The sequence below is a fragment of the Reichenbachiella sp. genome (assembly GCF_039944555.1).
Taxonomy (GTDB): domain Bacteria; phylum Bacteroidota; class Bacteroidia; order Cytophagales; family Cyclobacteriaceae; genus Reichenbachiella.
This window is the reverse complement of sequence record NZ_JBDUYN010000006.1, coordinates 390,054-412,348: the sequence shown is the minus strand read 5'-3', so window position 1 is coordinate 412,348 and position 22,295 is coordinate 390,054. Positions and strand designations below refer to the sequence as shown.

Below are 22,295 nucleotides of genomic sequence, written 5' to 3'. Positions count from 1 at the left end.
AAAGAAAGCCGACTATCCAAAAAACCTATTGATTAATACGTCAGACGGATTTGAATACTTATATCATGGGGAGCTGTTTCATCTCCACCAAAATACGGATAGAGCATATAGTAAACACCAATATTGCATACATCTCCACGATTTATAATAATAGGAGCCTCATCTTCAATTTGAAATGTATATTGAGTATCGGAGACATTGAGCATGTAGTCTACTTTTTCGTTTAGTTCTACAGTCCCAATATAGGCTACTACTCGCTCTCCATTTACGTAGCAGTAGGCGTGTATTTCGAGTTGATCTTCAAACCATCTCCAGCCAAACCTGGCGCTGTTATCATGATGTTTGGAATTGCAATCTGCAAAACCCATTAGTTTGTTGATGTCCTGTTGGTTTTCTTCCAGCGCATTTTGGTATATCGCTGATTCATTAAAAACGGCATTAAAAACCAGAGTTTCAGACTGCAAGGACGAGATCTTTGGAACTAAAGGGGCGTGAGTTCCTTTGTTGATTTTATAGACTTGATAGGGCTCTTCCCATTCAGGTTCGCAGCTCATCATAGCAAGACTAAAAATGATCATGTATAATGCGATACGGTTCATGATTTGTTACAGACTTAAAATAAGTTTTGCGTTCACAGCGGCCTCAGCTGCTCTTATGCTCATGCCTAAGTTGACCGACAATATTTTGGTCAGTTTTAGTTCTGTGTCTATCCCAGGAGTAACGATAACGAATCTGCGATTGCTTAGTCCGCCACGGAGAACCGCATTAATCATGATATTCTCACACTTGGCGATGGCCAAACTGAAGGCGCCTCCTGTATATTCGTAAACATTGTTATTGATTTCATTTGCACCGCGCAGATTGCGTTGATAAAATCCTCCAAATGTCATGTTGTTCTTAAGACGGTAGCTCACTTCAGTGCCTACCTGTAAACCCATAATAGTTTTTTCGGCCAATGTGCTTATTCTCATCTGCTGTCCGATGCTAAGATGTGTGATTAATAAGAGTACTGATAGCAACAAGTATATGATAAGACGTTTCATGATTTCCGCTGTTTTATTTAGATCAAATCTCTTTGATTTTGTAACTGCTAACAAGCGGTGATATCCGTAAACTATGTGATAGGTAAATCCACTAAATAATACTAAAGAGATATCGTGGGACAAAAAAAGACGGCCTGAAGAGACCGTCTCCATACTACTGAACTCAAATCTATTTATTGACAAGCTTGATTATTTTTACTCCTCCCAGGCCAGATGCCACAACAAGTCGATTGCTTCGAAATCGGACGTGATTGATAGATTGATGATCTCCCAAATCCAGAGTGCCTAAAATGACAGGATTAGGATTGGCGGCATTCTTATTATCGAATTGGGCCGCAATCACCGATTCTCCATTGGATATGAAAATTTTGTTTCCTTCTACTGTTACCGAATTCGATACCATGTCTACTGAACTGTCTTCCTCAGGAATAGCTATTTGACCAACTGTGGCACCCGTATTTCTATTGATGATTTGAACACCATCATAACCTGACGCGAGAAAAATGAGATCACCACTAATATCAAATGTAGATTTTGATTCAGGTGTATTTAAACCGGTGAATCCAAATTGCTGAATTTGACTATTATCGTCAAGTTCGATGACTGACAGGTTACCCGGCGTTCCTTGTTGAACATAGATTTTTTTATCCTTAATATCTACCCAGCGGGCATCATGAAGCGGCTTATAAGAGGAAAAACTTAAGTCATTCTGACTTCTTGTATGCAAGCCGCCACCTGTCGTTTCATTATCTCCGGTGGTGACATAAATATATTTGCCTTCCTCTACCAATCCGGTGGCGGTGTGGCCACCCAACCAGCTAAACATGGCACTTTCAGTTACCAATTTATTGTCCTTTACGATAAGTTGATATATATAAGCCGTAGAGTCTGAACCTGTGGCAGCTCCTGCAAGATACAACCTGGAACCGTCGAAGTATGTAGCGTTGACGTCAGCATTTCCAGCAACTACCTGAGAGGTTAATTTTAGATTATCTCCACTTAATACCATCAGATCTACAGCTCCGCCATAAACATCGCCCCTCAAATTATATGACACGGCGATCAGACTATTACGCATGTCCAATGAATTAGCCATCAATGTCTCGCCATTCACTTCAGGCGAAGAAATCTCTGATGTCTTGATCAAAGTGAAGGTTTTTTCCGTCTTACCGTTAGAGTCATCCGAAATCACGTCAACGGTATCTGATGTCACCAGAATGCGAACACTGAGATCCTCTGAGTTGTTATTTACTACCAAATCTCCATTTTGATTATTGGTTTGAGAATCTTCTTCTTCTGAACAGCCGATCAAGGCGAACCCTGCCATCAGGCAGAATAGTTTAATAATTTTTAAGATTTTCATTTCTATTAATTTTATGTTACTTAATTATCTGGGATAAATGTAGATGCCTGTAGGATTCGAAAAACTAGGTCAATTCAGGAAAAATGATATTGGGTGAATTACCGACGATTTTGGCTAGTGCAATTTTATTTTAATACCCATTTGAAAATCTATCCTGGTTCTTGAGGACTCCGATCGATACTCCTCAGATCGCACACGGATGCCAAAAAGTAGAGCACTATTTTCCATAAGGCGAGCTGAATATTTCAATCCTGCACTTTTGTTCTCTAAAATGTTAGTAGTGCCTTCAGGGTTAAAATATTCCTGGACATTTGTGCCCGATATGATCACTCCTTCCAGATACTGGCCAGACCCCAGATAGCCCCTCATTCGAAGAATATGCGTGTAGTTGTTTGTATTGAGTGCCTTAGATAGTAAGATTTGGTAATTAGCGAAGTACTTTTTTTTGTAAAAACCCAGGCTTGCTTTGTGTAAAAAGAATTCATCGCGATCGAATTTGAATCTCTTGCTACCCACGCTGATTTCAAAATTTTGTAAGCTCTGGAACAGTTCAAGCCCGGCTGTATAGTTGGCCATAAAGCTGTTTGGAGAATAGGAGGCTACTATGAAAGCATAAGATTTTCGCGTCAGTCTCGGATAGGCCTCCATTTCAAGACTAAACCCCTTGACGTTGAATCGATTCACGGCCAGTACGTGACCGTTCCAAGGTAGTTTTTTGTTCATTCCAAAACCCACTCTGATTTGTTGCCAGGGATCTAAAATTGAGCTGAAGTGAGCATAGGTCACTTCTGTTTCCCAAAAGCTATAGTGTGTAGATTTGATCTCTTTGAGTAATCTGATTCCTGGTAGGTATTCAGAACTAGTTTCTAATAGCTGTCTGACCAGATTGTTGCTTTTATCCACCATGCCAAGCTTGTAGTAAGCATAGGCTTCATAATATTTGAATACGATTTCGTTTGGATACCTGGATAGAAATTCCTGAGCCTGGGTTAGCAACTTTTCTGAATGGCCTGACCAGTAAGATAGCGTTGCTTTGATTCTGAAAGCTTCTAAATCTTCAGGATAATGAACCAATACGTACTCCGCTATCGAATCGGCCGCTACAAGGTTTCCTTGCCACGAACATATTCTTGCCTTTAAACAAAGCAGATCATGGTCATTTACAAAATTCTCAAGTGCCAAATTAACAAGAGAGTCTGCCGAATAATACTTTTTGGATACCGCCAGGGACTTGACTTCAGACATATAGTGTTCGTAATCTTGTGCCTGACTGATCAGGTGAAAAAAAAGAATGAAGGCTGTAGTAAGATATTTCATGCTTGTGCTTTCTTGAATCCTGTCCTGACCATTTTTCCCCAGCTCTTTTTCCCCATCAATAGGTCATAATTGCCTTTTAGGGCCCAATAAACTACTTTGGGATGATATAATATGGGTTCGAGTATAGCTGCTAGGAACATACTATTTATGTCAGATTTTTTCACGTATTTGGCGAACGACAGTTCTTCAGCCAATAGGGCAGATATTGAAAGAAGGACAGAAAGCGTGTATGCCACCAGGATAAGCGCGATAGCTTTTAGCCAAAATACATGTCCCAGTGCAATGAGGATAAAAAAATATACCAGGCCAAGTGTTTCAATGATCGGAGCCAACCATTCGAAAAAAAACCAAAAAGGATAGGATAGCAGTCCCATCACTCCGTACTTAAGATTAAAAAACAGGCCTTTGTGTAGTTTGAGAACCTCAATGGTCCCACGTGTCCATCTATTTCTCTGATTGCCCAGTACCTGATGAGTTTCCGGAACCTCAGTCCAACATAGCGGATCAGGGATATAGGCCACTTTGTAATTTTTGTTCCGCTCAGCCATATAGGCCCTCATCCGTACAATCAGTTCCATGTCCTCACCAACCGTGTTGGTATTGTATCCTCCAGCTGCTACGGCAATTTTACGATCAAACATGCCGAGTGCACCCGAAATAAGGATCAGTCCGTTAAGTTTGGCCCAAGCCATTCTACCGAGAAGAAAGGCCCTGAGGTACTCCAGTACCTGAAATCTAGCCAGGGATGATTTTGGGAACCTAACACCCAATAATCTACCATCCTGTATCACACAATCGTTGGCCACGCGTATCACGCCACCACAGGCGATTACCTCGCTTTTATCATCACTGACAAATGGTTTGACTAATTTGAGCAACGCTTCCGGTTCAATAATGCAATCCACGTCAATGCATGTGACCAGCTCTTTGTTTGAGACATTCAGCCCTGCATTTAGGGCGTCGGCCTTTCCACCATTTTCTTTGTCTATCACCAATAGTCTGTGCAGGGCTTTGTTGGTAGACTTATAAATAGCCTTTATTTTTTGTGTCTTGATCTTTTCTTCTACAAAAAATGGAACTTTTTCGAGTGAAAAGTTGGCTTTCATTTTTTCAATTGAATCATCCGAACTGCCGTCATTTACAATGATTACCTCGTAGGCATTATACTGGATAGAAAGCAACGAACGAATATTTTCAACTATCGAGAGGCCTTCATTGTAAGCAGGCGCGATAAGTGAGATCGTAGGTGCAAACGGTGAGGAAAGAAGCTCCTTGTAGTTGGTGTATTTTTTAGTATCCCTATAGCTTAAAATTTCAAACAGTGATATGACCGCAAGTATGAAGTAAATACCAGTTATGCCAACAGCATAGGTGACAAACAGATGGTTGAGAAGGGATATGACGTATTCAAAAAACATGATTTTAGTGAATTAGAGGGTTAGAGAAATGTGAAATCATCAATCTGCTTTTTCCTTTGAAACTGCTCTTCGACAATTTCTTAGCTCCGCTTTTGTCCCAATCGACGAATATTTTTGACAGGGTCTTAGTAACCATAGGATTTTTTGACTTGTCAATTACTTTTCTAAACAGGGGTGCCAACTTTTGAGTGTCTCCTATCTGGGCCAAGCATTCTATGCATTCAATCCTTACTTTTAATGACTTAGTCTTATGAAGCAATAACAAAATGTATTTAGCAGCTTGATCTGCTTGTAAAAGCTTTAAGGCGTTAACAGCTTGCCAGCAGATCGCTGTGTTTTCATGGAAAATCAGGCGGGTAATAAGGTCGATAGCATCATATTGAAGAAATCTGGCCGCCATGTTTATGCTATAGCATACCACTGTCGAATTGGTATGACTGAAATACGCTTTGAAAGTCGGTATTTGCTCAGGTGAAAGGGATCTCAACTTATTGTAAATGAGTATCTCTTCCCATTTCGTAAGGATATCTTTCATAAACTTCATACACATTAAGGGATCTTCAGGAATTAGCCGGACCAGGGCTACCCGTGTTTCGAGCCTTACCAGCCGATGATAATGATCTAAAAACCCAATGATGGACTCGATATCTTCGTGTCTTTTCATTTCGGCAAGCTCTTGAATGCCTTGAATAACAATGGCATAGTTGCCTTGCATGAGCTTATGTTTAGAAACTCGATAGAGATGAAGATTGTCATATACATCTTTCAATGCCTGAGCTGATTTTCCGGTAAGGCTTTTATATAAGTCTAACAAGCGATCAATGACAAACTGCGCCAGTCGCGGGGACCCTTGGGTGACTCGTTGAAGAATCGACTGAGCCTCCTGAATTTCTGCCTTGAATAACTCAGAGTCAGGTGCCAGGGCCGCTATAGTATTGAGACAGTCCTTAATGATTTTTTGTGACTTAAACGATTTTTTGTAACTCAGCTTGTTCAATAGCCGATTGGTCAAAATACCTACTATTATGATCGTACTCAGACCTGCAAAAATCAGCACGAGATAGCCATAAAAGAAAATGTCGTTGGTCAATATAGGGGTAGAAGGCTCCATCAGGCACTAAGCAATCTTTTGACTCTCATCGATAGCTCATTAGGACTAAAGGGCTTGCTTATAAAATCATCAGCGCCCAACTGAAATGCTTCTGTCACTGTGTTTTCTACACCTTCAACAGAAAGTACAATGATGGGCATTTTGTCTCCGAGTTTTTCCCTTACAAATGTTACCAGTTCTAACCCAGAAAAGTAAGGCATATGTATGTCTGTAATAATCATATCATAATCATGATAGATGAGTTCGTGCATGGCTTTCCGCCCGTCTGCTACTTTTACCACTTCTCCATAATTGTCTTTGGAGAGTTTGAAGCGAATCATGCTGATCAACGCTTCGTCATCGTCGCATACCAGTATCTTTTTCATAATTTTATGTTTTGTTTGACATGATTAAGTTTGGCAATAATTGAGTTGCAGGCCAGCGTAAGCCGCGTGATGGCATCAATATCCTTAACGCTTGAAGATTTCTCCATTAGGATGTTTATTTCTGATGCCGAGTCATCGAGGGATGACACAGCAAATATTTTGTTGCTCGTTTCGATTTTGTGAAGGGCCTCTCTGAAAAGCCTGGTATCTTTTTGGGTAAGTGCCAACGCTACATTCTCCTTGTACTGTTGATAATTTTCAATAAAGCAATCAACAAGTTCGAAGGCAAATTCAGCACTATTATCAGCGTATTTAAATAGTGATTTTTTGAATTCTTCCCAGGTTTCTTTTTTCTGTGTGGCTGCTGTGGAGGGAATATATTTTTCAATAGTTTGATAGAGCTCTTTCATTTCATAGGGTTTGTGAAGGATGTGATCTATAGGTAAGCTTCCTGATGGATAAGAGCCTTCCGGAGAGACAGATTCGGAATATGCTATTAAGGGAATTTTGTTTAATTGTGTCATCAGATTTTTATGAATTTTAGCCATGTCTTTTATCAGCATATTCAAATCCATGAGAATCAACGAATAGTTGTCGGCGTTCAGCCTTTCCATTATTTCTCCGGTATCATTCACAAAATCTGTGGAAATGTCTTTCTGGGAAAGTATATGCTGCGTGATGAGCTGATTGATTGCGCTCTTATCTGCGAGTAATATTTTCATGATAGTTTGTTTTTGAATGATTGTTGACGCGGTGATTATTGGAGTGATAGAATCACTATAAGGGTCAAAAGAAACAAGTGGAAATACAGATAGGAGAACCGATTCTGCCGAATCAATTTTTGAATTCGGAACAAGGTGATTCTTTTCTTTGGTATGGTGTGTTTCATGACCTTTTGATTTTAATGATGAATCAAAAGTGTTGTCAAATTTGCATGGATAGAATACAAGATTCTCGGAAAGAAAACTTTAGGTGATTTGACTAAAAACTAAAGATTGGACGGGTGAAATGTGAAGTTAGACTATGACAAGTCGTGGATTGATCAAAATACCGGTATAGATGTTTCGTCCACGACTTCCGATTTCTTATACAAATAGGCGAATCCGATCGTAGACGCAAGGTGTCTGCCTTTCTGATGGGGTAGAAAAGAATACTAGATAGAAAACCTGCTAACTGCTGTTAGCAGGGTGGTTATTTTCGGTCAGAGAATTTAAATCTCAATGAATCCATTTTTTATAGAAAACTTGATTAAATCCACAGTGTTCTTTAATCCAAGTTTTTCCATAATATGACTTTTGTGCGAATCAACCGTTCTGACACTAATGAAAAGCTGGTCGGAAATTTCTTTATTGGTCATGCCATTACATACTAGAGACAAAATTTCTTCTTCACGTTTGCTAATCTTGCCTGAACCTTTAGTTACAGCCGATGGTCCTTTGGTTTTCTTCTTATAATAATTTCTGAAAATTGCCTCTGATACTTTTGGATCAAAGAATTCCTCACCCTCATTTACCTTTTCAATTGCGGAGATCAAGGTTGCCTTTCTTACATCCTTAGGTAGATACCCTGATACGCCACATTCTAGCGCCTGCGAAATAAATTCCTCAGAAATCTCCATAGACATTAGAATAATTTTTGATCGAGGAGATGTGTCCTTTATTTTTTTCATAGCCTCGATACCGTTCATTTCGGGCATCATAATGTCCATCAGTACCACATCAGGTTCGTGATGCTCTACCTGGATGGTTGCGTCCAGGCCATTTTCGGCCTCGGCAACTATTTCAATACTGTCTTCATACTTCAACATGGCCTGTATGCCATCTCGAATCAGACCATGATCGTCTGCAACAACTACGCTAATTTTTCTCATGACTTGTTTTTGTTTTCAAATGGAACTTTTATTTGGATGGTTGTACCTTTTCCTGGTTTAGAATCTATATCAAGATAGCCATGTAGGCTTTTGGTTCGTTGATTCAAATTGGAGAGGCCATTGCCTTTTCTGTATTTTGGATCCGATTGATCAAATCCTCTTCCATCGTCTGATATCGTCAGATGGAGGTAATTTTTTTCTTGTATGAGTTGTACTTTGGCTACTTTGGCTTTTGAGTATTTAACAATGTTGTTGATGGATTCCTGAACCATCCTGTAAATGGTGGTTTGTGCCTTATCGCTTAAATAAGCATTACCAGGCCGATATTTCAATTCAAAAGATATGTCTGCAAGTTGAGAAGCTTCTATACACAATTCATGTAGTGCTTTTTCAAGTCCTAATTCCTCTAGCACTTTGGTTGAGAGGTTGCGAGTGATTCTTCTGGCTTCATCAATAGTCATCTCAAGTGTGTTATGAATCTTTTCGATATGTTTTTCTTGTTCTTTTTCTGGCATGCCGTCTAGTGCAGCCAGGTTAAATTTGGTGGCAGCCAGTAATTGACCAATGCCATCATGAACTTCTCTGGCAATTCTCGCTCGCTCTATTTCCTGACCTTCGAGAAGAGCGTTTTGCGCATTTTTCTTATCGGAAACATCTTGAATGGTACCCAGCAGACGTTCGGGTTGGTTTTGCTTGTCGGCTTTAAATCTGCCAATCGCACGCACAGTTTTGATAGACTGATCAGGAAGAAGTACACGATGCTCCACATCATATGATTCTATTGCGAGAAGGGCATCGAATATTTTCTTTCTCGTAAGTTCACGATCTGCAGGATGGATTTTCTCCAGATAATTGTCAAACGTGAGCCAAAAATATTCTTGTCCTAATTCGAGAATACTGTAAAATTCCTCAGAGCATTGTAGTATGTTTTGAGTGATATTCCAATCAAAGCTTCCGATGTTGGCAATTGATTGTGCTTCTTTAAGGAGCTCCTGGCTTTTCTCCAGCTTCTCTTGACTTCTTTTCTGCTCGCTGATATCCTGTATGGTACCCATAATTTTTTCAATATTTCCTCGCTCATTTTGGTTGGGTTTCCCTCTGGTATGCAGCCAGGAAACAGAGCCGTCGCTACGGAGTATCCTGTGCTCTATAGAAAAAGGTTCACCATCAAGTATGGCGTTTTTAAAGGCCGTCATGACCTTTGCTCTGTCATCCTGATGGCAGGCTTTTAAGAAAGTTTTGTATTCTACCTGACGCTCAGATAGTTGCACGCTCAGTAATAGGGATGCGCCTGATGAACAAAATATTTTCCCGAGCGACACATGAAATTCCCAGCTTCCGATGTTGGCGACTTTTTCAGCTTCGAGTAATAAAGACTTGCTTTGCTCAAGTTTCTCTTGAGCTTCAATGCTGGCAGTTACGTTCCGGCTTACACCCACAATACCGATGACTTGTTTCTTTGCATTTAGGATAGGATTCTTATGGGTGTCAAAAATGAAGGTTTCGTCGTTTTCATCTTTGTGGCTTTCTAATGTGGTTACCAGCTCTTTGGTGCGGACAACTTCCTGGTCAGTTTTTTTGTACTGAGCGGCTAAACTCTTTTCTATAAATTCCTCATCCTTTTTTTTGAGTACGTCTTTCATTTCCACGCCTAAAATCTTTTCAAAGGATTTGTTTACCATCAGGTATCTGAATTTTTGATCTTTGAGAAAAACTGCGTCAGGGATAGCTTCCAGTAGACCTTCCAGGAGTGCATTTTTTTCTCTTAGCTCGTTTTCCATTTTAGAGCGACTGGTGATGTCTTGACTTACACCTATCAGCCGCTTCGATCCGGTTTCTATATCATAATGAGGAATGAGAGTGAGATCTATTAGCTTTTTTCCGTTGCGCGAGTGAAAATTGCCCTTAAAAGCCTTCCCGTTAACCTTGTGTTTTAACCATTCATTTAATTGACCAGAGTCATTTTGATCAAGTAATTCTGACAGTAGCTTATTATTTTGCTTCATCTCAAAAATTTGCGAAGCCTGTTTATTTACTGAGGTTATCTGACCATTTAAGTCTAATTCGCAAATTCCAACAGGGGCATTTTCAATCAGTTGCTTGTATCTAGCCTCTGCGGTACGAAAAGCATTTTGAGCCTGAATTTTTTCTTTTCGATACGCTATTTCTTTCAATGCCCTCCGGATCACCATAGGCAAGCGCACCAGATTACCCTTTAACACAAAATCGGAAGCACCTTGTTTTACGGTTTCAACAGCCCTTTCTTCCCCAAGCGATCCTGTGACGAAAATAAAAGGAGTTTCAGGAGAGTTTTGATTAACCCATTTGAGAGCATCCATACCGGTATAGGTCGGTAAATTATAGTCTGCTATAATCAGGTCAGGTTTAAATACCTTGAGTTCTTTTTTGAATGCCGCTCCTTTGTCCACAGCTCTGTGTTCGAACTTCATTTTGTCTTTGGCTAATGCCCTGAGCGTTAGCTTCAAATCATTGGGCTCATCCTCCAAAATCAGAAATTTCGGTATGGGCTCCTTTTTGTTCAACCTTTTCATTTCCAGCTGGTTTATGTTTTGATGTTATGCTGTTTGATTTATTGACATCCAGTAGTATCCTATTTTCTTGGCCATTTTAAGAAATTGTTGAAAGCTCACTGGCTTTACGATATAACTATTGACGCCCAGTCGGTAACATTCATGCAGGTATTGATTTTCACTATATGACGTCAGAACAACGACCGGTATGGTTTGGGTGTCAGGGTTAGATTTAATTATTTTAACAAGTTCTAAGCCGGTTATATTGGGCAATTCCAAATCCAGCAATATAAGCTTTGGGCTTTCTCTTGAATCCCTCGATGTATACTGTCCCTTGGCTAGAAGAAAATCTCTAGCTTCCTGACCGTCTTTTACCCAGTAAATGTCATTGGTGATCTGCTCTGCAGCCAGTGCCCTAACTGTGAGTCTGGCCTCGTCAATATTGTCTTCTACCAACAACAGATCAATTTTTCTAGCTGAATCATTCATTTTGATAAACTTTGAAGTTCTGCCGATTGTTTTGAGAAATCAAGGTCGGACAGAGGGTTCGAACTTTTTATGGTGCCGGACGCCGGAAGAGTGAAGTACATAGTGGTGCCGTGACCAGATTCGCTTTCCCCCCATATTTTTCCTCCGTGTTTCTCTATGATTTTTTTTGCGAGAGTCAATCCCATGCCTGAACCCTTTATTTCAGATTGTTTGTGTAGTCTTTTGAAAGCTTTAAATAGTTTGGTATGGAATTTCATGTCAAATCCAATACCGTTGTCTTTTACAAAGAATCTGGTCATACCTCTGTCAGGGTTAGCCATAGAACCTATCTCAATGATTAAACCCTTCTCGTTTGAACTAAATTTTATGGCGTTGTCGATGAGATTTGTAAATACTTGTTTGATCAGCGATCTGTCGCCAGTTATGTTAGGTAGTCTGTCCTGGACGTTGAAAGTGAGTTCTTCCACGCTTTGATTGTCCTTAGTCTCATTCAATATTTCTTTGATTATGATATGAGGGTCTATTTCGGCCTTACATATGTTTTTGCGGTTTATGGACGAAAAAGTCAGAATCTCATTCATCATTTGATTCATTTTTGTCACATTCAACTGTATGGTTTCTATGGTATCCATTCCTTCTGGATCCAAAAAATTGACGTAATCTTCTGTCAGAATAGTAGAAAAGCCATCTATTACTCTCATGGGTGCTCGCAGGTCGTGAGAAACAGAGTAACAAAAATCTTCCAACTCGGTTTGAGCACGTTGGAAGTCCTCATTAAGTGATTCTGCTTTTTTATTTAGATTTTGAGTAAGGTTGATGAGCGCTTCTTCTGCCTTTTTTTCATGATCAACATTAATATAGAGGCCTTGTATTTTTTTGACTTTATTCTTAGATAATGCTACTGTTCCGATTATCCGAACCCAAATTGATCTCTTTCGGGCAGTTATTAGTTTGATTTCTATGTCAAAAGGCTTATTTCTACTTGCAGCCAGGTTAAATGCTTGTTGTACAATAGAATAATAATCTGGATGTATATATCTCAAGCTCTCATTCATCGAAAGCTTTGTTCCTGCTTGAGTCTCATGGATTTTGTATACACCTTTCGTCCAATAGAGTTCATCTTGCTCAGGTTCCCATTCCCAGGAACCCATGTTAGCCATTTCCTCTGTTGAGATAAGAAGTTGATTAACCTCGTCGACAGTTCGATCCTCTGGAGTTACAGGTTTCACTAACTCAGACATCTGCCTTTCTGCCTTTTTTCTTAAATTTTCTTCAAACTTTAGTTTTTCTTCAACCTGCTTCAAGCTCCTTGTTGAATGCAATAAGGTAAGTTCTGCAGTGTAAAGCAGGCCTTCAAGTTCTGCAACACGGCCTTTTCGCTCGCTTGCAGGTCTACTTTCCTCCAGGGTCTGCGAATTGCTCTTCTGTATCATATGTGAAAACAGCAAAAAGACGGGTATGATGGATATTGTGCCAATAGCTTCTGGCAGTGTCCAATCTGAAGAGATTGGGGTTAGAAGATAACCCAGTGTCAGTATTCCTACAATAAAAAAAACTCCAGTTTTGACCTGAAGCCAGGTCCATGATTTGATCGAAGAAAAATGCATTCGTCTCCTAACTGCGGCAGATGACTTAGCAATAACATGTCGGTCCATAGTGGCGCCGATGCGAGATATGAACTGATGAAGAGGTCGAAGAGCCTGTTGATCAATAAGCATTATTCCTACTGCTGCTACTAATGCAGTCAGGCAGGTGATGGTGTCAAAATTCCAAATTGTAACCATAGCAAATTCTGTTTTGGTCTGTGACTATTAACCTAAGTATTGGGAGGGAACCAAACCTTTGTTGATCAGAGTGCTACGAAGTGTTGCTTTCTAAGATGTACATTTATCTGAGTTAAGTAGGTTAAAAATATTTTATTTTATTAAGTGATATTTGTCAAATAATTTCTGAATTATGTGATTAAAAAATAAACGAATTCAAATGTTTAATTTGAAAACTAACTAATTGATTTCTTATTGATGTGACTCTCACAACGGAGAATAAACCTAGGAAATCTTGTAAGCCAATAAAAGAAAATAGGGTGGATTGTATTGGTGTGCGCTGGTATGAGGTATTATAAAAAAGCCAATAGACAGGTGAATTTGGACTAGTATTTCGTATTTGGACAAAGCAGTTTGTTGCTTGTGAAACCGGAAAAAATAATATCATTTTGTAGTAATCGAAACTCATAGCTTTTTCTACTTGAAAACCTTTTTGTTTTCTGATCTACAAAATGCTGCTTGTATTAAGGTATTAAATAACTTATAAAAAACAAAATTAAAATCATAACTGCTTGATTAATATTTCGAAAAGGAGTGTTAGATTAAAGTATTTCTTGAAAAAGTTATATCTGAGAGATAATAACTGATAACTCACTTTACGTAATTCACTTAAAAAAATATATACGATCATTTCGTATTTCGCAGGCTTCCATCTCACTATACTTTTGAATAAATCAATTCTAAAAAGTGAACAATGGAAACCTACCTATCATATTCAAATATCTTATCAGGGATTAGCCTGGTGGTGCTAATGATGGCAGTCCTGTTGATGTTCAGAATATATAAGAATATGAATGGGAAACTGTACAGTACGATATGGTGGACGTCCATTTCTCTTCTCTTGGTATTTACCATTTCAGATGGAGTCATGGCCTATTGTGTTTGGTTTGATAGGTTGAGTGAAATAGAGAATGTTCTAGGTGTGGCAATGATTTGCTCAGCATTTTTCACAATGGTAGTAGTTTATGCTGGCTATGTGACCACTAATGATCTAAAGTCTATAAATATTTCCAAACGCTATCTGGATAAGGTCATGGAGTCTATGAGCTCATACTTGGTAGTAACAGATGCTAAGTTCAAAATCAAAAAGGTGAATGCGGCCATTTGCCGTGAACTTGGAGTTGGTAAGGACAGTCTAGTTGGATCACATGTAAGTTCAATTTTTGTAAATAGTGACCTATCAGATTTAGTGGAGAACTATAGCGAGCAGATGGAAGCGTTCATTGAGAACAAGGAAGGTGGGATAAAATCAGTTTTGCTTTCAGGAGAACCCATTTTCAGAAGCCACGGCAGGAGAAAGGCTCAGATTCACGGATTTGTATTTCAAGCCTTTACTAATCACCAAAAGGAAATGCAGCATCTGTATTCCTTCTTTAGATCAATCCTAAACAATTCTGAGTATGCCATAGTAGCCACAGACACATTTGGTACTGTCACAGGTATGAATCCAGCGGTAGAAAATTATTTTGGATATAGGGAAGAAGAAGTGAAGAATCAGTTATCGCCCGACATATTTCATAGTAAAGAGTGTATCGAAAAATTTGCTGAAGAGAATAATATTTCATGTCCTGAGCCCGGGTTTTCACTTTTGACAAATTCCATAGATAGTGGTCATCCGATCAGCAGAGAGATGATGATGGTCAAAAGAGATGGAACACCATTTCCTGCCTTGATTACAGTAAATGCCATAAAAAATGGGGGAGAAACAATAGGTTACTTCGAGATAATCGTTGACATATCCGCCAAAAGGGACGCAGAAGAAGCCTTGAAAAAGGCAAATAGTGAGTTGAAGGATTTTGCACATATCGTTTCCCATGATCTCAAGGCTCCACTCAGGGCTATTGGCACATTAGCAGCTTGGCTAAAAGAGGACTATGGTACTGCGTTGGGTGAGGAGGGTAGAGAGCAGCTCACTTTGCTAATGGGTAGAGTCACCAGGATGGAAGGCCTGATTAATGGGATTTTGGAGTATTCCAGGGTTGGACAATCTGTACATGAACAAAATATGGAAGATCTGAATCTGGTAGTTGTAGATGTTCTCGATGCGGTCGTTCCCAAGAAAAAATTCAATTTCGTTATGGACAAACCGTTACCTCCAGTTAAGATCGACCGAACTCGCGCTCAGCAGATTTTTCAAAACATAATCAGTAACTCAGTGAAGTATATGGATAAGGAAATAGGTGAGATTAAAGTGGCTTGTGAGGCAGAGGGGCCATTCTGGAAAATAAGCATAAGTGACAACGGCCCTGGTATAGAGAAACAATACTTCGATAAAATTTTTCAAATTTTTCAAACCTTAAAACCAAGGGATGAATATGAAAGCACAGGAGTGGGTCTAGCTATTGTTAAAAAAAGTGTCGAATTGTACGGTGGTAAAGTCTGGCTAGAATCTGCATTGGAAAAAGGAACAACTTTCTTTTTCACCTTACCACAGAACTGATATCTAAAAACTAAACAGCTAAGAAATGAAAAATACATTACCAATTCTTTTGGTCGAAGACGACAAAGTAGATCAAATGACAGTGAAAAGGGTGCTCAAGTATCTCAATTCAGAAAACCCTTTGGTTATCAGGCAAAATGGATTAGAGGCATTAGAATATTTGAATGACGGGGAAAACGATTGCCCGGGATTGATTTTGTTAGATCTGAATATGCCCAAAATGAATGGTATTGAATTTCTCAAAGAGGTGAAAAACAATTTGAAATTGAGGCTAATTCCAATCGTGGTAATGACCACCTCAAAAGAGGAAAAAGACCGTCTGGCTAGTTTTGGTCAAAATGTAGCCGGCTACATGGTGAAGCCAGTGGATTACCTTCAGTTTTTACAGGTAATGGAGACCATATATAACTACTGGTTGCTAAGCGAATCAGCTGTAGTAAAGGAAATCAAGCAGTTCAGTTACTAATACTTAAAACTAGAATCATGGAAACCAAGATATTATTGATAGAAGACGATATTATTGACCAGAAAGCATTTGAACGATATGCTCAAAGAGAAATGCCTGATTATGTATATAACATAGCCGGATCTATTGCCAAAGCACGACAGTTCTTAGCAGGTAATGAATATGATGTGGTGATCACCGATTACTTTTTGGGAGATGGTGATGCATTTGATATCATCCCTGAGATCAAAGACACCCCCGTGATTTTTGCGAGCGGTGCTGGAGATGAAGAGGTGGTTATAGAAGCTTTAAGAAGTGGTGCGTGCGACTATTTGATCAAAGATGCCTCACGAAACTATCTGAAGGTTTTGCCGCTTACAATTGAAAAAATTCTCGTTCAAAAGCAAGCCGCTCAAAAACTGCTCGCAGCAGAAATGCAGGTCAAAAAGTTATCTCATGTATCTCAGCAGACCGTGAACCCTGTAATCATCTTTGATGAAAAGAAGAACATAGAATGGGTCAACGAGGCATTTGTCAATTTGACTGGGTACTCCTTAGACGAGATTTCAGGAATTTCAGCCGGACTTTTGCAAAGAGGAGAAAACCCGTTTGAAAATCCTGAAATCATCAAGAAGGTGGTAGAAGAAAGAAGCTCTTACGAGTATGATGTGCTATGCTACACCAAACAAGGAGCTAAGTACTGGTCTCATGATTCACTGACTCCGATTTTGGATGAGTCTGGTCAGACCAAAAATTATGTGATTGTTCAAACTGACATCACGGAAAAGAAAAATACGGAAATGGCCCTGATTCATGCGAAAGAAGCGGCCTTGGAATCAGAGAAAGCCAAAGAGCATTTTTTGGCTAACATGAGTCATGAAATCAGAACTCCTATGAACAGTATTGTGGGATTTACAGATCTGCTGCTTCAGGAGCCGCTCAGTACAAAACAACGTGAATATTTGGATGCTATAAAATGGTCTTCTGAAAATCTCCTTGGAATTATCAATGACATCTTAGACTTCAGTAAGATTGAATCTGGAAAGGTAGAATTGGAAATGGCAGAATTGGACCTTAGGCATCTGGCCGATTCTTGTGCTAAATCTTTTGCCTTGAATCAAATCAAGGATGGCGTGTCACTCAATGTGCAGGTTGATCCCTCTGTTCCCGAGTACCTGGAAGGTGACTCTATAAGGATCAATCAGATTCTGACCAATCTGTTAAGCAATAGTTTGAAATTTACCGAACGCGGTGAGGTTCGTTTGGAAATCAAAGAAAAGGCTGTTGAATATGGACAGCATGAAATTATGTTTGTAGTAACTGATACGGGCATCGGTATTCCTGCCAACAAATTAGATTCAATTTTTGAAACTTTTACTCAGGCTTCGACAGATACCACCAGAAAATATGGAGGGACAGGTTTAGGGCTCCCAATTGTTAAAAAATTGGTGGAGTTGTATGGTGGTGAGATTATAGTAGAAAGCCAGGAGGGTATGGGCTCCAGATTTGAGTTTACGCTACGACTTTCCAAAGGTGAGCCATCCAATGCAGAGAAAAAGGCTGAGATCCAGCTGGATCAAATCCAAAATGTAAACCTATTGGTTGTAGAAGATCATCCATTGAATCAGTTACTCATAAAGGCAACTCTGAAAGGACAAAATATAAAATTTGATATGGCTAATAATGGTAAAGAGGCGATAGACATGCTGAATAAAAAAGCTTACGATCTAATCCTTATGGATATTCATATGCCGGAAATGGGTGGAATAAAAGCTACCCAAATCATTAGAAATGTATTTAGCGAGCCAAAGCGAAGCACGCCAATTATAGCCATGACAGCCAGTGCGATAAGGAGTGACTTGGAAGCTTGTCTGAAAACGGGAATGGACGATTACATACCTAAGCCATTTAAGGCAGAAGAGTTGTTTTCAAAAATACTCAAATGGGTTCGGGTCGAAGATAGACTAACAAAGGAAGTCGCATAAGAAATTTTAGAAACGAAAATATATATTGTTATGATAAGTTTTAATTATTTGAATGAAACATTTCCTGGTGATACAGAATTGATTGATCAGGTGATAGACATTTATCTGTCTGAGTACCCAACTTTTATTGCTCAATTCAAAACTTCGGTAATGAAGGGAGATTATAAAGAGATGAAGGAGCTCGCTCATAAATGGCAGTATACCGCTAAAGTCCTGGGTCTGAATGGACTTTACTCTGACCTGAAACTACTGGGAGAGTATAATAAGCTGGTGCCATTCGAAATGGATCAAATCACCGCCAGAGTAGCTTACTTGGTAGAGGAGAATTATATAGAACTTCTGGCGTACAAAGCGGCGTCTTAGATAAGAATAGTTTGGTTTATTGTTATAAAAAAAGGTCTTGTAAAAGACCTTTTTTTATTTTGTTATTAATACAAATATTGTAGAACATAATATTATAAAAACAGGCGAAATATTTTTATTAAAATGCTATAAAACAATTGATTGAGTAAAAGTAAATTCTTATTACGAGATTTACGTAATATTTAAAATACGAATATATCTAATATTAATCAACAATTAATTATCTGATTTTTACTTTATAATTTATTGAAACATAAACTAAAGATCATGAAGACCATAAGCAAATTAACTGTCATTGCAATCTTGATTTTATTACCAGTTACTACCTTTTCTCAGACCCTTAAGGCGTCATTGTATTCTGCCTTTAAGTTGTCAAGCAGGGGTGCCACAGTAGGTGTTCAGCTCCCGGGTTTTATTGGCGATATCGAATTTGGAGCATTCTACGATTCTTACGAAGGTAGCTATAGGACGGAACAAGACTTCTCCGATAAGACTGTTACTAGCACCGCTGGTATATACACTACATTTTCAATGGTTTCTGTGAAAAATTGGGATGTTAGTATTGGAGCTAAGGTAGGCACTACTGGAGATGGTATTGTCATAAACCCAGGCCTTGGACTTGATTATTACGTGAACAATTATTTTGGGGTTGGACTTGAGACCAAGCTAGAGGTAATGAAGCCTGTGATCCAGGGTAAATTGGTTTTCAATGTATTTGGTGGGCAGAACAGAATAGCGAGGCAGTCCAAATATGCCCGAAACAAGGAATACTTTAAATCCCTAAGAAAAAACAGATATTAAAAAGAACTTGTTTATTGGGCATGTATTCTATTAGTTTGGCCTTTGCACTTATGGAGCAAGGGCTTTTTTATTTCCCTGCTACCTACAGATTTTAAGGAAAGTGTTTCTCAAAAAGCTCCTTCAAGCCATTTCTGGTTAAAAGCTTATTTTGGAAACCCTTAATGTCAATATATTTCGAGGCAAGGGTCTTGTCATTGGGGTTTGACGAGGTGGTCAGAATGAAAAGAGCCATTTTGTCCTTTTGGTTTTGATCAAACTTCTGGTATTCTTCTAAAAACTCCATGCCGTCCATAATGGGCATATTGAGATCAAGAAATATTATTTCTGGTAGATGGTTCTGATCATCATTCTTTTCTGACAAAAGAAAATCCAGGGCTTCTTGACCATCAGTTGCAACTTCGATTCTTTCCACGCACTGCAACTCGTTGAACAATCTCCGATGAAAGTAGTTGCAATCATCGTTATCATCCACAAGCAGAATGCAATTTAATTTTCTTTTCACAGTAATTCGGTTAAGATGGTGAAGTAAAAGGAACTTCCCGAGCTGGGTTCGGATTCGACCCAAATCTCTCCGTTATGAAGTTCTACAATTTTTTTTGCATGGGCCAGGCCTATGCCACTTCCTTCATATTTGTTTTGCTTGTGTAGTCGTCTGAAAATTGTGAATATTTTGTCTTTATGATTTTTGGCAATTCCTATGCCATTATCCTCAATCTTAAATTTCCATCCTCCATCTATTTTTTCCACTGCAATAATGATAATTGGCTGTATGCCTTCCTTTTTGAATTTGATAGCATTTTGGATTAGGTTTTGGAAAAGGAGCTTTATTTCCAGAGGGAAGGCTTTTATCATTGGTAAATTCTCAGTTTTCACCAATGCTTGGTTCGATTTTATTAGTCCACCTAAATCATGAAGTACCGATTCAATTGTTTTGCAACAATCCACCTCCTTCAGCTGTCGATGATTGCTTCCAAGCATGGAGTACTCGAGCAGTCCTGTGATCAATTCTTCCATTCTGGTTGAGGCTTTCACAATCGAGGTAGTAAAATGACTAGCTTCACCGTGGAGTTCGCTACCATAATCCTCAACCAGTAGTTTTGCATAGTTTTTTATGGTCAGCAGAGGCTCTTTCAGGTCATGAGAGGCGATGTAAGCAAACTGTTCCATTTCTTTACTTTTAGATTTGAGTGAGGCCATCTTTCTGGCTATTTCTTCAGATCTTTTTCGTTCCGTGATGTCCCAATTTGTACCAACCATCCGAAGAGGCTCTCCTTTGTCGTTCCGCTGCACGAGAGCCGAGGCTCGAATATGTCGAACGGATTGATCCGGCCAAATTATTCTGAACTCTGTATCGAACTTCTTCTTATTGTTTATTGCGAGTCTCACTTCCTCTTCGCTTCTTTCCACATCATCGGGATGTAGCCCCTTTTGCCACGCATCATATGCTCCCGAAAAGGAGCTTTTGGAAATCCCATAGAGGTCAAACATTTTATCGTCCCATTGGAGGAGATTATTTACTATATCATATTCCCAAATTCCAATTTTAGCCGCTTGCGTAGCTAGTGTAAGCCTATCTGATATTTGCCTGATTTCTTCGGATCTTTTTTGTTCGGTAATGTCTCTGATAGCAGCTGTCACTAACATGCCATCTTCCGTCTTCAGCGGACTTAGGCTTATTTCAACGGGAAATTCGGATCCGTCTTTTTTTGTAGCAAACAATTTCATTCCTGAGCCCATGCCTCTTGTTTTGGGGGATTTAAAAAATTGCCCAACAAGGTGATGATGGTGGCTTGCCGAGCGGCCGGGCATGAGCATTTCAACCAAATTTCCCAGCAGCTCTTCTTTTGAATAGCCAAATATTTTAACGGTTTGCTGATTGGCCATCACTATTCTGCCGTCGTTATTTACTATAATCATGGCATCCGGTGCTATTTCAAGCAGCTGTCGGAATTTTTCGCTGGATTCTTTTTCTTTTGGACTTTCGCTACATACAACTACCATCCTTATAGCCTTATTGTCTTTGTCCCTAATAGCTAGTCCTCTGCACCTAATCCGTACGGTCGATCCATTTTGATGTTTGTAACGAGAAGTCAGGTCATAAGGAAAGCTTGGGTCGTCGTAATGCTTCTGAAGATTTTTGTTTACTGATTTTAGATCTTCTGGATTAATAGTGGTGCGCCATGAAGAGGGGCGGTTCAATATTTCATTTGGACTATACCCTAGCGTGTCCCAAAACTTATCGCTTATCCAATCATTGCCCGGATTTTCGAGATCCCAGTACATTAGGCCATCAAGCGAGGAATTTTGTATAAAGTCGAAAATAGTGTCGTTCAGCTTTACTGAATCGTAAAATTCTTTCCTTAGGTAGTCCAACGGTTAGATGGTTACTTTTTGATTTAAAAAATTGCCCTTTATGATAATATTCAATGTAAGAAAAGTCATTGACTAAAGAACTAAATAACGTGTAATATTTGGTTGCTTATGTTGAATAATTAATCGAATCAATAAGTACCTATACGCTAAAAATTCTGTATTATGTAAAATACAAGCTATTTTAGAGTGCCATGCCGGTGATTGCGCGATTTATTTTATGTGATGGGTAAATAAATTGTAACAAAATAAACATGAACATTTCTTGTATATTTTTAATGTAATGATGGTCTGGTCTAATGGTGCATAGCTAAATATCGCCATAAATGGTTTATTAGTCTAAGCATGATTTGATTTACTAAGCCACGCTAGTAACCTGAATGGGTCTCAGGGACATAATTCAAAAGTCCATACGCCTTAAGAATCTAATAACTATTTGACAGACAGTTTATTATGATATACGTGATGTGGAATTTGATCAAAAGTCAGAGGCTCAATTGATCAATTTATCTCTCATAGTCAATAGTGTAATTATACTTTTACAAAAACAGAAGTATAAGC

Annotated in this window: 19 protein-coding genes; 5 read left to right on the top strand and 14 right to left on the bottom strand. The window is 39.1% G+C overall.

Going from position 1 to position 22,295, the window contains the following annotated elements:
- Positions 1–32: 32 nt before the first annotated feature.
- The 12 genes from ABJD64_RS06465 to ABJD64_RS06410 form a co-directional block, all read right to left on the bottom strand.
- Positions 33–599 carry a hypothetical protein gene (locus tag ABJD64_RS06465; RefSeq protein WP_348179806.1) on the bottom strand — a complete coding sequence of 189 codons (567 nt, stop codon included), beginning with the start codon at positions 597–599 and terminating at the stop codon, positions 33–35.
- Positions 600–605: 6 nt separating this feature from the next.
- Positions 606–1,043: a hypothetical protein gene (locus tag ABJD64_RS06460; protein ID WP_348179805.1), complete on the bottom strand. Its 438-nt coding sequence runs from the start codon at positions 1,041–1,043 to the stop codon at positions 606–608.
- Positions 1,044–1,212: 169 nt separating this feature from the next.
- On the bottom strand, positions 1,213–2,406 hold the full coding sequence (locus ABJD64_RS06455) for a hypothetical protein (protein ID WP_348179804.1): 1,194 nt from the start codon (positions 2,404–2,406) through the stop codon (positions 1,213–1,215).
- A 114-nt stretch (positions 2,407–2,520) separates the two neighbouring features.
- Positions 2,521–3,723: a YaiO family outer membrane beta-barrel protein gene (locus ABJD64_RS06450; RefSeq protein WP_348179803.1), complete on the bottom strand. Its 1,203-nt coding sequence runs from the start codon at positions 3,721–3,723 to the stop codon at positions 2,521–2,523.
- Entirely contained in the window at positions 3,720–5,141 is a 1,422-nt protein-coding gene (locus ABJD64_RS06445; RefSeq protein ID WP_348179802.1) for a glycosyltransferase, read from the bottom strand. Before ABJD64_RS06445 ends, ABJD64_RS06450 begins: the two co-directional genes overlap by 4 nt.
- A gap of 4 nt (positions 5,142–5,145) precedes the next feature.
- Entirely contained in the window at positions 5,146–6,252 is a 1,107-nt protein-coding gene (locus ABJD64_RS06440) for a hypothetical protein (protein WP_348179801.1), read from the bottom strand.
- Positions 6,252–6,617 carry a response regulator transcription factor gene (locus ABJD64_RS06435; protein ID WP_348179800.1) on the bottom strand — a complete coding sequence of 122 codons (366 nt, stop codon included), beginning with the start codon at positions 6,615–6,617 and terminating at the stop codon, positions 6,252–6,254. Before ABJD64_RS06435 ends, ABJD64_RS06440 begins: the two co-directional genes overlap by 1 nt.
- Positions 6,614–7,339: a response regulator gene (locus ABJD64_RS06430; RefSeq protein WP_348179799.1), complete on the bottom strand. Its 726-nt coding sequence runs from the start codon at positions 7,337–7,339 to the stop codon at positions 6,614–6,616. The genes ABJD64_RS06435 and ABJD64_RS06430 overlap by 4 nt, the downstream gene beginning before the upstream one ends.
- Positions 7,340–7,827: 488 nt before the next feature.
- Complete coding sequence (locus tag ABJD64_RS06425) at positions 7,828–8,487, bottom strand: response regulator transcription factor (RefSeq protein ID WP_348179798.1); 660 nt, start codon at positions 8,485–8,487, stop codon at positions 7,828–7,830.
- Complete coding sequence (locus ABJD64_RS06420; RefSeq protein WP_348179797.1) at positions 8,484–11,039, bottom strand: PAS domain S-box protein; 2,556 nt, start codon at positions 11,037–11,039, stop codon at positions 8,484–8,486. Before ABJD64_RS06420 ends, ABJD64_RS06425 begins: the two co-directional genes overlap by 4 nt.
- 24 nt (positions 11,040–11,063) lie before the next feature.
- Entirely contained in the window at positions 11,064–11,507 is a 444-nt protein-coding gene (locus ABJD64_RS06415; RefSeq protein WP_348179796.1) for a response regulator, read from the bottom strand.
- Positions 11,504–13,291 carry an ATP-binding protein gene (locus tag ABJD64_RS06410; protein ID WP_348179795.1) on the bottom strand — a complete coding sequence of 596 codons (1,788 nt, stop codon included), beginning with the start codon at positions 13,289–13,291 and terminating at the stop codon, positions 11,504–11,506. The genes ABJD64_RS06415 and ABJD64_RS06410 overlap by 4 nt, the downstream gene beginning before the upstream one ends.
- A 733-nt stretch (positions 13,292–14,024) precedes the next feature.
- Between ABJD64_RS06410 and ABJD64_RS06405 the strand changes: the two genes are divergently transcribed.
- The 5 genes from ABJD64_RS06405 (at position 14,025) to ABJD64_RS06385 (ending at position 19,364) form a co-directional block, all read left to right on the top strand.
- On the top strand, positions 14,025–15,770 hold the full coding sequence (locus ABJD64_RS06405; RefSeq protein WP_348179794.1) for an ATP-binding protein: 1,746 nt from the start codon (positions 14,025–14,027) through the stop codon (positions 15,768–15,770).
- A 25-nt stretch (positions 15,771–15,795) separates the two neighbouring features.
- Positions 15,796–16,236, top strand: coding sequence for a response regulator (locus ABJD64_RS06400; RefSeq protein ID WP_348179793.1), 441 nt, complete (start codon positions 15,796–15,798; stop codon positions 16,234–16,236).
- Positions 16,237–16,253: 17 nt separating this feature from the next.
- The gene (locus ABJD64_RS06395; protein WP_348179792.1) at positions 16,254–18,200 is read left to right on the top strand and encodes a response regulator; all 1,947 of its coding nucleotides are present in this window, start codon (positions 16,254–16,256) and stop codon (positions 18,198–18,200) included.
- 30 nt (positions 18,201–18,230) lie between these two features.
- Positions 18,231–18,563 (top strand): hypothetical protein, encoded by a 333-nt coding sequence (locus ABJD64_RS06390; protein WP_348179791.1) that lies wholly within the window; start codon positions 18,231–18,233, stop codon positions 18,561–18,563.
- A gap of 267 nt (positions 18,564–18,830) precedes the next feature.
- Complete coding sequence (locus ABJD64_RS06385) at positions 18,831–19,364, top strand: hypothetical protein (RefSeq protein WP_348179790.1); 534 nt, start codon at positions 18,831–18,833, stop codon at positions 19,362–19,364.
- Between the two features lie 91 nt (positions 19,365–19,455).
- Here the strand turns inward: ABJD64_RS06385 and ABJD64_RS06380 are convergent, their stop codons facing one another.
- Positions 19,456–19,866: a response regulator gene (locus ABJD64_RS06380; protein ID WP_348179789.1), complete on the bottom strand. Its 411-nt coding sequence runs from the start codon at positions 19,864–19,866 to the stop codon at positions 19,456–19,458.
- Positions 19,863–21,737, bottom strand: a complete 1,875-nt coding sequence (locus ABJD64_RS06375; RefSeq protein ID WP_348179788.1) for a PAS domain-containing protein — start codon at positions 21,735–21,737, stop codon at positions 19,863–19,865. Before ABJD64_RS06375 ends, ABJD64_RS06380 begins: the two co-directional genes overlap by 4 nt.
- Between the last annotated feature and the right edge of the window lie 558 nt (positions 21,738–22,295).